This is a genomic window from Candidatus Lariskella endosymbiont of Hedychridium roseum (assembly GCF_964020185.1).
GTDB lineage: Bacteria > Pseudomonadota > Alphaproteobacteria > Rickettsiales > Midichloriaceae > Lariskella.
Genome location: NZ_OZ026538.1, coordinates 831,121 through 845,997 on the forward strand (window position 1 = coordinate 831,121; position 14,877 = coordinate 845,997).

Here is a 14,877-nt window from a genome sequence, read left to right on the forward strand (position 1 = left end):
GAATGCTTATTATCTTGTCTGCAACATATCTCATTAAATACCTAATTAAGAGTTTGTTATAGCTAGTCTATCCGTTAAAGAACAACCACTTTCACTCCATAAGGAAGCTGCATCTGCAGCCCCTCTCTTTGATGAAGCTTTACAACATTTTCATAGTTGATTTTTCTCTGTCTGCTCGTCACACTTGTTATTAATCTTAGGCAAGAACTCTTCACCGTGCTTAATTTCAACGGAAGAATCTTTAAAATCACAGCCCACATCTTCGAATTTTCCACCTAAATAATGAGACAAAAACCTCTCGGCGATAGCAAAAAATGATATGCGATTCTCTGGCCTTGCAAATCCATGACCTTCATCTGGATAGAGAACATATGTGACAGGAATATTCTTCTGCTTCATCACATCAACAATTTGGTCAGATTCAGATTGCTTAACCCTAGGGTCATTTGCTCCATGCCCTATTAGAAGAGGCTTATTAATTCTGTCAACATATGTAATTGGAGATCTAGATGCTAAAAATTTCTTCCCTTCTTCTGTAGTGTGATCTGCTCCAATCTTAATCTGCATCGACTTAAGCGCAGGCACCCAGTAAGGAGGCATTGTATTGAACAGAGTCTCTAAGCTAGAAGGACCTACTATATCTACTGCACATGCAAATACATCTGGAGTAAATGTTAGCCCAACTAGGGCAGCGTATCCACCATAACTTCCACCAATGATAGCAACTTTCTCTTTATCAGCTATTTTATTTTGCACAGCCCAATCTACTGCATCTATTAGATCATCATGCATTTTTCCAGCCCATTGAGCATTGCCTGCATTTATAAAGCTCTTCCCAAATCCAGTTGATCCACGATAATTCACGCTTAAGACAGCATACCCTCTATTGGTTAACCATTGATGAGCAGAGTTAAAGCCCCAATCGTCTCTCGCAGTTGGGCCACCATGCACATAAAGTACCATAGGAAGCGGAGATTTCGTTGTTAATCCATCATCTTTCTGACTCCCACTTGGAAGGCTAAGATAACTAATGAGGTCAAGACCATCTCTAGATTTGATCACAACTGGATGCATATGTACCAGTTTATACTTATTTAAATCATCCCTATTAGCAAATAAAAACTCAGCAAATCCAGCGCCTTTTTCTGCTCTGTTATATTTATAATACATTACAGGGCCATTATCCTGTGAGTCTGCAACTATCCAATGCTTTCCATCCAATGACATGCTGATTATTTCCATATCTCCTTTTATTATGGATTTCAGATATTTTATATCTTCTTTAATAGCATCATCTATAACTACAATCTCATCTCTCAAGTAATTGTAGTTGACAATCCAAATATTCTTCTCTGTTGGATGAAGAGTCAAGCCAGAAACATCAACTTTATCATTACTATATATTAATTTGCCAGACTTGCTCTCTATATCAACTTCGAAAAGAGCCCCAGTATCTCTATCTCTTGAATCTATTGTATAAATCTTATCATTAGCTTTATTGAAACCTATTATGCCAGTTGTATAATAGTCCTCCTGTGGAATGACGTAGAACTCTTCAGCCTTTAGTTCTTTATCAAATTTATATACATATACATCCCCACTTTGCTTTTGCTTGACAGCAAACCGCAAATTCAAATCATCATCACTTATTAAATCCACAAACTCATTGTTTTCGTATACAAGCTTAGTTTCTCCGCTCTTAATGTTTAATCTATAAACATCATGCCAACGCGGATCACGGCTATTCATTTGAACAAGAATTTCATCTTCAAATTTTTGGCTCACTTTATGTATCATCGCACGTACACCACTTGCAGTCAGCCTTTTTTCTTCTAAAGTCTCAATATTAACACTATAGACCGCCCAATTCTCATCGCCAGCCTCATCTTGCATATACATTACATGCTTATTGTCATATGCAAAAAAATAAGAACGAATCCCTCTTACCTTGTCATTTGTAATACATTTCGCATTTTTTATATTGTCCGCATCTGCAATATAAACGTTGAGCACTCCATCCTTAGGTGCAATATAACCTATGTATTTGCCGTTTGGACTAATGCGAGCTGCAGTTTTATCTGGATTTCCAAAAAGTACAGTTCTTGGTATTAGCGAATCATGTTTTGTCTGCATAGCGATGGAGTAATTTGGGGTTATTATTGATAACAAAAATACTTGGCATACATGTATAACGTTTATAAGCCTGGTTTTGTGATAGAATCTGAATAACATATTAAAAATTAAAAGAAAATTGAATAGTAATTTATGAATAAGCTACGCAAGCTAGTCAAACTAAAGCTCATGCAATTAAAGGTAAAGGAAAACTACTATATACTATTTAGTACAAAAGCCCAGCTATACAAATGCTGAAACTTGTATCTTACTATACAAGCTGATATAAACATGCAGAAACTAAAAAAGCATCATAGAAAAACGCCCTAAGAAACATAAGGGCGCTAAATTATCTATATACTATACATGATATACATGAATATATTGCATTCCAAAAGCATGAAATAAATAAAACTCTTAAAGTTCTGCGTTTGGTGTACTTAGTGTACTCACATTTGTATCACATTCAGACGCTATATCATCTGTATATACTGTTCTTGATGTAATATCCAGCGAAACATTATCTATTGAGTCTACCTCAGCATTATTAGAATGAGCAGCAACAGGTATATCTTACGTAGTAGCACTAGCAGCTACTTGTTCAAGATCAAATGATGAATCTATTACCTTTTTTACTTCTTCTGCATTGACCTCAGTGGTAGTAGAAGTTGCTGTGTCTTGCGCTTCATTATCATCTTCATTATATTCAGTAGTTAAATCAACACTAGATTCCTCTACTTTTTCTTTTGATTCTAATTCTTTACCTTGGTTTGGATCTTGTAACTCTGCTTCACTTGCAGTATCTGCTTCAGCAGTATTCAAAACTGCTACGTTATGTATTACTTCACTGTTATCTTTAGTTTCTGTATATTTTTGAACATCATTGATATTTTCATTTGTTAAATTACTATCAGATTTCTCTATTGCTTCTTGTGATTCCAACTCTCTATATAAATCTGTCATAATATCCTCTCATTTGTTCTACTTTAATTGTTAAAACTGGCATAACATATAAATGCAAATTACAATTGTCCATATAAAACAATGCTATATAACCCCAGTTCGACGTAAGGAATAGAGAAATAAGATTAGCGGCATAAGAATGGAACCATTAGAATTCCTCCAAAACCACTACATTTTGAGGATATACCATGGTTCCCTTATTAGAGCTATACTGTTATATAGATGACTTTTGCAAGCTATTTGAAGAGCAATTGCAGAATCGAGGTTTATGCAGTGAGAGAAGATTAAGACATAGGCAATACATGCTGAGCTTATCAGAGATCATTACAATACTTGTGATGTTCCAACTTAGTCATTATCGAACATTTAAAGATTTTTATAAAGACTGTCTAAGCATACACTATGCGTCGGAATTTCCAAGATTAGTGAGTTACAATAGATTTGTTGAGCTTATGAAGCATGCTGTTGTGCCACAGATGGTTATGCTACGCTCTTTATCTGGAAGTAAGACTGGTAAATACTATATTGATTCAACAAAGCTTGAGGTTTGTCATAATATGCGCATAAGAAGACACAAAGTTTTCAAAGATATAGCAAAACGTGGGAAAACATCAACTGGTTGGTTCTTTGGATTTAAATTGCATATTATCATGAATGATTGTGGTGAAATTATTAATATATCAATAACACCTGGTAATAAAGATGATAGAGCAGTTGTAGAGAATCTTGCACGCAACTTGAAAGGATGGCTGTTTGGAGATCGTGGATATATATGCAAGAACATAGCTAAAAAGCTACGTGCTCAAGGTTTAGAGCTAATTACTAGACTTAAGAAAAACATGAAAGAAAAGCTATATTCTGAAGCTCAAAAATCCTTTTTAAACAAGCGTAACTTTATTGAAACAGCTATAGGACAACTGAAGAATATCTGTCATATACAGCACACAAGGCATAGATCAACAACTAATTTCTTAGCTAACTTATTTGCTGGAATAACTGCTTATACTTTAAAACCAAATAAACCAGCAGTCTCATGGAAAAATAAAATAATAAACTTAGCTCTTATATCGAACTGAGGTTATATAGAATAAAATTTTGAGAGTTTTCACAATTAGATAGAAGTATGATATGATCACTTTTTTAAAAACTAAAGAGTGGTTTTATGGTTTGTTGTAAGGGATGTGGTTCTGATATCTTTGTAAAGAATGGCATTGTGAGGGGTGTACAGCGTTATAAATGCAGATCATGTTCTAAATTTTGTTGAGGGCGATCTGGGCAAGAAGCCTCAAACAGCTGTTAAGAAAGCATTATGCGTTATGCTATATAGTCTTGGTAATGGCTCTTTTTCTATGTTATGCAAGATATTAGGGCATTCGCCGTCCATAATTTATCGCTGGGTAGTAGAGGCGATGGGCAAGACTCAGGAGCCAGGTGTCTCTTCGGATATTATGGAGATGGAATTCGACGAGATGTGGCATTTTATTGGTTCAAAAAAAACAAGCTTTGGATCATTAAGGCAGTTGATCGTAGTACAAGGAGAACAGTTGCCTGGGTTACAGGCAATCGTGATACTGCAACATTCCAAAAGCTCTACAACAAAGTGAGTCATCTGAAAGAATGTCATTTTTATACGGATGATTGGGAGGCTTTTTCTAAAATTTTACCCAAAGAGCGTCATACAATTGGAAAGTCTGGCACAGTATGTATCGAGAGAGATAATAGCAACACGCGACATCATTTATGCCGAATGACACGGCGCACTAAAATCGTTTCTAAAAAAGAGTCAATGGTATACGGATCCATCAAGCTTTGGTGCGCTCTTACTATTACACAAATATTCAAACAATATCAAGAACAGCTCTTATCTATCTTTATGTGAAAACTCTCAAAATTTTAATAGTACGATTCCATAAAAACCTTATGACGCAAGCAATAATGCATTGAACTGCAAGTACATCTTTGCTTTAGTCACAAGACCGGTATCACTAATTAAATTCTCTGCATCACACATAAATAATAGCAAAAACGACAATTATTAATCTATACGAAATAATTGCCTAATATTAATGCAATACTTTAATTAATATCACATAAAAATCATCATAGTCAAGAATTTAAAAAATATATAAAATTTCAGCAAAAGCTCGTTATAAATCCAATATTTTTAGCAAAGAAAAAGATATTCACAACTGGAAGTTCAATATCAATTATAAGTAGTATACAACTAGTGAAATAAAAATTGGCTATATGTTAAAACACTGCTAATAAAGTTGAATGGATTGCAAAAGATTAGCATTTTAAGAGAAACAAGAATTAAAGGCGCTTCATAAACATAACTTAATTACGCTAATCACATAGCGTATATGAGATATGCCTATGACACAATCTATAACTAAAGCAGCATAAAACAGGCATGCTAAACTTTGTCTTTTTGATAAATTTTAAGTCAACCTCTAGCCTAAAATAGCGCGAGTTGCCAATTAAAATTAAGCATCTAAGCTAATAATTGCGTGGGATACAGATAAATAGATCTTTCATAAAATCATCGACAAAACAGTACATTGATGCAAAAACCTTTTCCACATGTTATTTTTGTTTATTTGCAAAACCCTAAAGCAACATATAGCTCCCTAAAAATCTATCATACAGCAATCAATTAATTGGCAATTCGCGCTAAAATAGAGTTATATTGCTGATTTTAAGCAAATAAAAATTTATTCTAAATACTCGTTTGCTATGCCTATTTTATAGCACTTTAGCTATGGCACTGCTGCAAGCAGAAGAAGCCTCAAAGTATTCAGCAAATACTAAAAGAATAAAATATTCTAAAAATATTCATGAGAGAAAGAAGCACTGTTTTGTATATTGTTTACTAGCTCGGCTCTGCCATTTCTTCTGGAATAACCCAAGCATCAAATTGTTCAGCCGTTACAAGTCCTAGTAATACTGCAGAATCCTTTAATGTAATATTCTTTGCATACGCATTCTTCGCTATTTTAGCAGCATTATCATAACCTATGTGGCGATTTAGAGCAGTTACTAACATAAGAGATTTTTTCAAATTCTCAGATATGCGGTCCTTATTTGGTACAATTCCAACGACACAGTTATCTGCAAAACTGTTTATAGCATCATATAGAAGGCGTATAGACTGCAGCAGGTTATAAATCATCACTGGCTTGAAAACATTTAATTCAAGATGTCCTGATGCACCAGCAACTGTAATTGTTGTATTATTACCAATCACATGTGCACAAACCATTGTAATCGCTTCACATTGAGTTGGATTCACTTTACCAGGCATAATTGATGAACCTGGCTCATTTGCAGGCAATATCAACTCACCAAGGCCGCACCTTGGCCCTGAACCTAAAAGTCTTATGTCATTTGCAATCTTCATAAGACTAGCAGCAAGAACATTCATAGCACCGCTCATTTCTATTATCGCATCATGAGAGGCGAGAGCTTCAAATTTATTTGGAGCACTTCTAAACTTGTAACCAGTTATCTCAGCGATAGTACTTGCGAATCTTTCTGCAAAACCATTAGGTGCGTTTAACCCAGTTCCAACAGCAGTACCACCTTGCGCAAGCAGCAACAATCTAGGCATAGCACTACGTACTCTTTCCATTCCATATTCGATTTGCTGTGCATAACTTGAAAATTCATGACCAAGCGTGAGCGGTGTTGCATCTTGAAGATGAGTTCTACCTATCTTAACTATATTTTGAAACTCACGCTCCTTTTCATGCAACATTTGATAAAGATTCTCAAGAGCTGGGAGCAAATGTTCTTCTATTTCAGATACAGCAGAAACATGCATAGCAGTTGGAAATGTGTCATTAGAAGACTGACTCATATTAACATGATCATTTGGATGTACAGGCTTTTTACTCCCTATCTGCCCACCCAATATCTCAATTGCTCTATTAGATATTACTTCATTCATGTTCATATTAGTTTGAGTGCCAGAGCCAGTTTGCCAAACAGATAGCTGCAAGTTATCAAGATGCTGTCCATCGATAATTTCATCTACAGCTTTGCATATCGCCTCTCCTATAGACTTATCAAGATCAGCCATCTCCATATTAACGAGCGCAGCAACCTTTTTAATCAATGCAAGGGCTTTTATAAAAGGCAAAGGCATTTTCTCTTCGCCTATTTTAAAGTTTTCTAAAGAGCGCTGAGTTTGAGCACCCCAATATTTTGAAGAAGCAACCCTGATTTCTCCAAAGGTATCAGACTCTACCCTGTAATCACTTTTAACAGAACTAACCATATGAAAACTATTAATATTTTTATTAAAGTTAAAGAGCCTTAAAATTTGCTGCTTTCTCAAGCGCATATGCAATTTGAAATAAAGTAACTTCATCATAAGCACGGCTTATGACTTGCAAGCCAAGTGGTAATCCATCTTCTCCTAGTGCAGCTGGGACAGATATACCTGGCAGACCAGCCAGATTTACAGTTACGGTTAGTATATCATTTAAATACATAGTAACAGGATCAGATACACCTTCATTCAAACCAAAGGCAGTAGAAGGAGTTGTTGGAGTCAATATAGCATCAACACCTTGAAAAACATTTAAAAAATCATTGTATATTAGTCTCCTTACCTTCTGCGCTCTCAAATAATGAGCATCATAGTGGCCAGCAGATAATAGATATGTGCCTATCATGAGCCTACGCTTTACCTCACTACCGAAGCCAGCAGCTCTGCTTTCAGCTATCATATCGGATATGTTAGCACTACCATTATTAACACGCAACCCATAACGCACTCCATCAAATCTTGCAAGATTTGATGATGCTTCAGAGGGCGCAATTACATAGTAAGTAGGAAGTGCATATTTAGTATTAGGAAGACTGACTTCCACTATCTCTGCCCCTTGACTCCGCAGCCAATCTTTTCCAGATTCCCACATTTTTATTATATCAGGTTTCATACCGTCTATAACATATTCTTTTGGAATTCCAATACGCAAACCTTTAACAGAACCATTTAGATTTTGTGACCATTTTGGAGTTTCAATATTAACGGAAGTTGAATCTTTATCATCATACCCACATATGGATTCAAGTAGCAAAGCAGCGTCCTTGACGTTTCTAGTAAAGACTCCTGCCTGGTCAAGAGAGCTTGCAAAACCAATCATTCCAAATCTTGAACAACGACCGTATGTAGGTTTTACACCAACTACTCCACAAAAAGAGGCAGGCTGCCTTACAGAACCCCCTGTATCAGAGCCAATTGTGCCAAGAGACATCTTTGCCGCAATTGCAGCAGCAGAACCGCCTGATGAACCACCAGGCACAAGATCAATATTGTCATTTTTTCTTTTCCATGGACTCTTCACATGTCCAAAGTAACTTGTTTTATTTGAAGAACCCATAGCAAATTCATCCATATTAGTCTTGCCAAGGCTGATGCCACCATTCTGATAAAGAAGGTTAGTAACGGTTGATTCATAATATGGTGTAAAATCACACAGCATCTTAGAAGCTGCTGTAGTTTTTACACCTTCAGTACAAAATAGATCTTTTATTCCGATAGGAATACCTTCTATGATACCACCCTCTCCTTTTTGAATTTTCCTGTCTGATGATTCAGCTTGCCTCAAGGCAAGATCATGAGTCACAGTGATGAATGCGTTTATTTCTGCATTTAATTCATCAATGCGCGTAAGATAGCTTGTAACCAACTCTTTAGCTGTAAAATCACCTTTTTTCATAGATTCTACCGCTTCTACCATTGATAGACTTAACAATTCACGCATTAATTTCTCCAATTTATATCCATACAAGTGCTAATAACATTAAAGTCAGCACATTCAAACACATAATAAATACCAAGTCTTCATTTACCTGAGGTATACTCGTATTAAATCACTTAGTTTTTAACTTATTAAACAATTAAGCTAAATTAATATTAAGCTATATAGAATCACATATAAAACAAGATATAAAAAACTAAATCTGCTTTTTATAATCATCAACACAAAAATACCCTATGTCACTAAAATGCAATCACAGTGGTTAATAAACATTATTAATTATTAATTCATAATATAAGAAAACGCTAGCAGTAGTTACAAGACTCTATAAGCCATGGATTTAAATGCAATGGATTATATAACAAACTACCTTGAAATACGCAACAAATTCATGACATCTTGCTGATATTATGATATCTGTACCATGTAAATAGTGAAAGCAGTTTCAGCAAAATGCTAAAATTGAGAATAATAATATGCAAAAAACCGCTATAAATCCTACAAGAACAGAAGATTTTGCAGAGTGGTATCAAGAAGTTATCAAAGCAGCAGATCTTGCAGAAAATGCACCTGTGCGCGGCTGTATGATTATAAAGCCATACGGATATGCTATTTGGGAAAATATACAGAGCATATTTGATGCAACATTGAAAAGCTTCGACGTACAAAACGTTTACTTTCCTCTTTTAATACCGATAGAACTTCTTGCAAAGGAATCAGAACATATAGATGGATTTGCAAAGGAGTGTGCTGTTGTCACGCATCATAGACTTAAAAAAAATGAAGAAGGAATGCTAATACCTGACGGAGAACTTGCATCTCCTTATATAGTAAGACCAACATCTGAAGCAATTATTGGAAGTATTGTTGCTGGATGGATACATTCTCACAGAGATCTACCAATGAAATTAAATCAGTGGTGTAACGTGATGCGCTGGGAAATGCGCACTCGCCTTTTCTTGCGCACTTCCGAATTTCTATGGCAAGAAGGACATACAATCTTTGAAGATAATGAAGGTGCTCTACAAGACGCAAAAAGAATGCACAATGAATATTTTAAATTCATTACAAAAGATCTTGCAATGTCAGCTATTATTGGTGAAAAACCAGAAGAAGAGAGATTTCCAGGTGCTTCAAACACTTATACTGTAGAACTTATGATGCAAGATGGAAAAGCATTACAAGCAGCTACCTCTCATAACTTGGGGCAGTCATTCTCTAAAGCATTTAACATCAAATTTCTCAATAAAGATGGAAATAACAGCTTCGCTTGCACAGCATCATGGGGCATAACTACTAGGTTAATTGGTGCAATTATCATGGTGCATTCTGATGACGATGGACTAGTTCTGCCACCAAAGATAGCGCCTTATCAAGTTGTTATAATTCCTATAGCAAGAAATACTGAACAACTAAATGAAATAGTTTCATACTGCAATAAAATTAAGGATTTGTTGGCTTCTTCTAATATTAAAGTATGTTTAGATCAATCTGAAATAACGAGCAGTAATAAAAAATGGAAGTGGATAAAAAAAGGTGCACCTATAAGACTTGAAATTGGACCAAATGAAATGGAGTCAAAAACAATAACATTCTTTAGACGAGATCTGGCGCACAATGATAAAAAGTCTATAGAAATGAACAATATTCTTGAGATTATACAAAAAGAGCTACATGCTCTAGAAAACAATTTGCGAAAACATATGGAGGAATACACAAAAAAACAAACTAGATTTGTAGATAATCTAGATGAGATGAAAAATTTGTTGAAGAATAACTTCCATGGTTTCATAGTAATGGAAAAAGAAAAAACTGAAGAAGCAAAATTTTTTGATTTAATACAAGAATATTCTATGAGTCGTAGGTGTATATTAAATGATTATCCAAGTTATTCTAAAAATGAATGTGTAGTTATAGCAAGGGCATACTAAAATTCCAGCATGCCAATTCCTGAGCGTATAGCTCAGTGCTATATAGTATGCCTCAAGCGAATGAAGAGTTGGGTATTTGAACTTTTGCACATATAAAATTAGACTTCCAAAAGAGCTAGGAAGAGCTTTGGAGAAGTATATAAATATATAACGAACTATCTGTAAGATCGCTAATTTTGAAAAGTATGATGAGTATACACACTAAATTTCTGCTCGTATGACTTAATACATTATGATATGAATATTCATCATTCAAACTCTGAAAAGATACGAAATTTATTCAATTTGATATATGCTATATATTGTACAGCGGAGTTTTTGCTATGCATTGTGAACAAAGCATATGTGCTCATGAAATAAAACTATTTTATGATAACTTGGATTTGTAAGGTGCAACTTATCTATTTTGCAACAATAAATACATTTCATCTTCAACAAAAGCAAACAGAAGAATGATTATAGAATGTGAAAATTGCAACACGAAGTTTTTAATCGCTGGCGACCAAGTTACAACGAGCGGCAGATTTTTGCGCTGCAGTATTTGTGGGCATGAGTGGCTTTACATGCCAGGAAGTGAATTACATACGAAAACAGCTGTAAAAGAAAACTCCGCTATTCTTGCATTAAATACAAGATGTAAAGGGAAAAATACTACTAAAAAAATCGCCTGGGCTGTAGCACTATTTTTAACTGTATTAAGCTTGTATTATGCGTTTTCATTTTATAGCCATGAAAAAAATATTTTTAATTTCAGTGAAAATGTTGAAAATCAAGGCATATCAATAGAGCATTTGACATTATATAGAGAGAACAAAGGTAATATTGAAAATGACACTTATAGATCATATTTAAAAATTCAATTTGAAATTGTAAACCAAACAAATTTAACAAAAGTAATTAAACGTATCAAAATAGTGGTACGAGATATACATAATAAAGGAATTGGATATTTTAGAATGAATCCAAATATTGAATTATCCGCTCAAAACTCGTATAAGGTTGTTACATCAATTGAAGTATCTGATAACCCTTCGAATATTTTGATTGTACTATATGATGAAAATAATGGTACTTATCAACAAGAGATTATATATAATACTCAGTAGAATTACTTTCTCTTCTTTTTAGTGATTTTATAAAATTTTACTATCAATTACTACCGGCTAAAGCGCGGTAGTTTGTGTAACGCTTGCAAAGCAGATTAAAAGCGTAAACGCTAAAACTCTGATATTCTAAAATCATCTTTTTTGTGATGTTCCTCATGCTGTTCTATATATTTTTGCACTTCTTCTGAATTCACATTGCCAACTTCCTGTAGCAACTTACGACTACTTATACCTTTAATATATTGCACAGCTTTAGATATTGATATACTAGGCGGAACCAATGCTAATATATGTACGTGATCAGGACTCATACTGCCACTAATTATATTTATGTAATTAGCAGCACATATTTCTCGGATTACTTCCCTAGTTCTAATCGCAACTTGCCCAGTTAAAACTCTATACCTATACTTAGTACAAAATACTATATGATACTTTAGGTCATATAGGCTGTGGGATCATCTCCTATATTCCATTCGTCCTCCCTTAGCACATTTCCTAGATAACTAATACTAAAGTGTTCGCCTAAAGGCGAGGGTCTTAACCATATCACATATAACTACATAAAAATTTGTGTTATATGCGACTATAGAGCATATTTTGCTCTTGTAGTTTTGTTTTTTTGGAGCATGCGACTTATGTAACGCGAGCTTCCAATTATTTTATAATTGGCAACTCGTCTAAATATGTGCGAAAATTGAGTCATGAGCTACCTTCTTAAAGTTTTAGAAATATAAAACTCAACGATTTTTGCGGAGTAGATATGCTACAAGCCATTATTAAAGTAGCAAAATACACTCTTTGTATTACAAAAAAATCTGCTATACACACTCGCGTTATTAATCCACAACTTGGGTTATGTAAGGATAGTAAGTGTTTATTTGTATAGTGTATAGGTATTATGACAATTATAAAAAATTTTGTTCAATTAGAAAAATAGAAGTGTATAGATTATTTAAGACAACGAGTTTAAATCTAGCCTTCATTTATTTTATATTTTGTATTTTGCATTTTTGCAGGATTTACGGAGCGTATTTATGAGTTTGAAGTTATGGCACAAAGTAATAATTGGTATGGTTTTGGGAGCAATTTGCGGTTTTATATTTGGCAAAGATGCTGAAATTCTAAAACCAATAGGCACTATATATATCAACTGCCTAAAAATGGTAATAGTACCACTTATATTTTTTGCTGTACTCTATGGAGTAACAAATATATCTGATGCCTCAACACTAGGACGAGTTGGATTGAAGGCACTTAGCATATACAGTTGTACTACCATATTTGCAGTTACAACTGGGCTACTTTTCGCATCTTTTTTTAAGCCGGGAATCGGCATAAATATTAACCTTGAGATAGATCCAAATAAGCACGAAAAAACAAAAGAGCTTTCAGATATATTGATGAATATTATCCCAAGTAACCCAATAGAGGCTATGGCAACATCTAATACTCTGCAAATAGTTGTGTTTGCTTTTTTTACGGGGTTTTGTTTAGTACTAATAGGTGAACGAGGTCGCGAGGTAAAAAACTTTGTATCATCTGCAGCACATCTTGTATTTAAGATGATAGAGCTGATAATCAAGCTAACTCCGTATGGTGTTTTTGCAATAATGGCTTGGGTTATAGGAGAACATGGTCTTGGTGTAATGGTAGCTCTAAGCAAGTTCTTATATGTTGTTCTTGCAGCACTATTTACACAATATATGATATTTGGTGTGTTATTATCAATAGTCGGTCTAAAACCATGGCCATTCTATAGAAAAATGGTTGATATTCAAACTATGGCATTTGCTACCTCTAGCAGCAAAGCAACTCTTGCACTCTCAATGCAAGATGTACATAACAAGCTAGGTGTTTCAAAAGAGACTGTTGGTTTCGTTTTGCCACTCGGCGCTTCAATGAATATGGATGCAACTGCAATATACCTTGGCATTACAACAGTGTTTTTTGCACAAATAATAGGAATGACTTTAACGCCAGCACAATATTGCGTTGTAATATTTACTGCTACCATAGGCTCTATAGGAGCTGCGGGATTTCCAGGAGGCGGAATTGTAATGATGAGTATGGTTCTTTCTTCTGTTGGAATCCCGCTTGAGTGTATATCAATTATCATAGGGATAGATAGAATTCTAGATATGATCCGTACTACTATAAATATTACTGGTGACTGTGCAGTAACTGTTATCGTAGATAAACTAGAAAATACACTGGATAAGAAACGCTATTATGCAAAACTTGAAGATATCAAGAATAAGGTATTTTAGAACCTTTGCACCAATGACTTATTCACTAACTCTTTACTTACTTGCGGTATACTATTTTACAACTTTGGTAGTGACTTACAACAATAGCTGCATTTTATGTAGTTATATGTGATATGGTTAACACCCTTGCCTTTAGGCGAACACTTTAGTATTAGTTATCTAGGAAATGTGCTAAGGGAGGACGAATGGAATATAGGAGATGATCCCACAGCCTATATGACCTAAAGTATCATATAGTATTTTGTACTAAGTATAGGTATAGAGTTTTAACTAGGCAAGTTGCGATTAGAACTAGGGAAGTAATCCGAGAAATATGTGCTGCTAATTACATAAATATAATTAGTGGCAGTATGAGTCCTGATCACGTACATATATTAGCATTGGTTCCGCCTAGTATATCAATATCTAAAGCTGTGCAATATATTAAAGGTATAAGTAGTCGTAAGTTGCTACAGGAATTTGCACTGCTCCGTAAGCGGTATTGTGGACAACATCTTTGGGCCAGAGGGTATTTTGTTGTGACAGTTGGCAATGTGAATTCAGAAGAAGTGCAAAAATATATAGAACAGTATGAGGAACATCAAAAAAAAGATGATTTTAGAATATCAGAGTTTTAGCGTTTACGCTTTTAATCTGCTTTGCAAGCGTTACACAAACTACCGCGCTTTAGCCGGTAGTAATTGATATTTCTAAAACTTTAAGAATGCCGCTTTTGACTTAGCAT

General features: G+C 34.6%; 10 protein-coding genes and 3 pseudogenes. 8 read left to right on the forward strand and 5 right to left on the reverse strand.

The features are described from left to right. Positions 1–150 precede the first annotated feature (150 nt). Together AACK98_RS04250 and AACK98_RS04255 are read right to left on the reverse strand one after the other, a co-directional pair. A complete protein-coding gene (locus tag AACK98_RS04250; protein ID WP_339040238.1) occupies positions 151–1,893 on the reverse strand; it encodes a S9 family peptidase in 1,743 nt (580 codons plus the stop codon). A 792-nt stretch (positions 1,894–2,685) separates the two neighbouring features. Further along, positions 2,686–3,075, reverse strand: a complete 390-nt coding sequence (locus tag AACK98_RS04255; RefSeq protein WP_339040240.1) for a hypothetical protein — start codon at positions 3,073–3,075, stop codon at positions 2,686–2,688. A 302-nt stretch (positions 3,076–3,377) separates the two neighbouring features. On the opposite strand from AACK98_RS04255, the gene AACK98_RS04260 reads away from it, so the two are divergent. The 3 genes from AACK98_RS04260 (at position 3,378) to AACK98_RS04270 (ending at position 4,954) form a co-directional block, all read left to right on the forward strand. Continuing rightward, positions 3,378–4,151: an IS982 family transposase gene (locus tag AACK98_RS04260; RefSeq protein WP_339040242.1), complete on the forward strand. Its 774-nt coding sequence runs from the start codon at positions 3,378–3,380 to the stop codon at positions 4,149–4,151. 144 nt (positions 4,152–4,295) lie between these two features. Further along, positions 4,296–4,679 (forward strand): hypothetical protein, encoded by a 384-nt coding sequence (locus AACK98_RS04265; protein WP_339040244.1) that lies wholly within the window; start codon positions 4,296–4,298, stop codon positions 4,677–4,679. After that, the gene (locus AACK98_RS04270) at positions 4,586–4,954 is read left to right on the forward strand and encodes an IS1 family transposase (RefSeq protein WP_339042583.1); all 369 of its coding nucleotides are present in this window, start codon (positions 4,586–4,588) and stop codon (positions 4,952–4,954) included. Before AACK98_RS04265 ends, AACK98_RS04270 begins: the two co-directional genes overlap by 94 nt. 993 nt (positions 4,955–5,947) lie before the next feature. Here AACK98_RS04270 and fumC read toward each other — a convergent pair. Then, positions 5,948–7,354, reverse strand: coding sequence for a class II fumarate hydratase (gene fumC, locus AACK98_RS04275; RefSeq protein WP_339040246.1), 1,407 nt, complete (start codon positions 7,352–7,354; stop codon positions 5,948–5,950). 28 nt (positions 7,355–7,382) lie between these two features. Continuing rightward, positions 7,383–8,849, reverse strand: coding sequence for an Asp-tRNA(Asn)/Glu-tRNA(Gln) amidotransferase subunit GatA (gene gatA, locus AACK98_RS04280; protein WP_339042585.1), 1,467 nt, complete (start codon positions 8,847–8,849; stop codon positions 7,383–7,385). A gap of 473 nt (positions 8,850–9,322) precedes the next feature. Here gatA and proS point away from each other — a divergent pair, with 473 nt between their 5' ends. From proS to AACK98_RS04290, 3 genes and pseudogenes are all read left to right on the forward strand, one after another. Further along, positions 9,323–10,777 (forward strand): proline--tRNA ligase, encoded by a 1,455-nt coding sequence (proS, locus tag AACK98_RS04285; protein ID WP_339040248.1) that lies wholly within the window; start codon positions 9,323–9,325, stop codon positions 10,775–10,777. Positions 10,778–11,229: 452 nt separating this feature from the next. Further along, positions 11,230–11,322: pseudogene (locus AACK98_RS08195) on the forward strand (zinc-ribbon domain-containing protein); the annotation flags it as partial. A gap of 18 nt (positions 11,323–11,340) precedes the next feature. Then, positions 11,341–11,883, forward strand: a complete 543-nt coding sequence (locus tag AACK98_RS04290; RefSeq protein ID WP_339040250.1) for a hypothetical protein — start codon at positions 11,341–11,343, stop codon at positions 11,881–11,883. 110 nt (positions 11,884–11,993) lie between these two features. Here AACK98_RS04290 and tnpA (AACK98_RS04295) read toward each other — a convergent pair. Continuing rightward, positions 11,994–12,329: pseudogene (gene tnpA, locus AACK98_RS04295) on the reverse strand (IS200/IS605 family transposase); the annotation flags it as partial. Between the two features lie 597 nt (positions 12,330–12,926). Between tnpA (AACK98_RS04295) and AACK98_RS04300 the strand changes: the two are divergent. After that, positions 12,927–14,153: a dicarboxylate/amino acid:cation symporter gene (locus tag AACK98_RS04300; RefSeq protein ID WP_339040252.1), complete on the forward strand. Its 1,227-nt coding sequence runs from the start codon at positions 12,927–12,929 to the stop codon at positions 14,151–14,153. Between the two features lie 215 nt (positions 14,154–14,368). Then, positions 14,369–14,770 (forward strand): annotated as a pseudogene (gene tnpA / locus AACK98_RS04305) (IS200/IS605 family transposase); the annotation flags it as partial. Between the last annotated feature and the right edge of the window lie 107 nt (positions 14,771–14,877).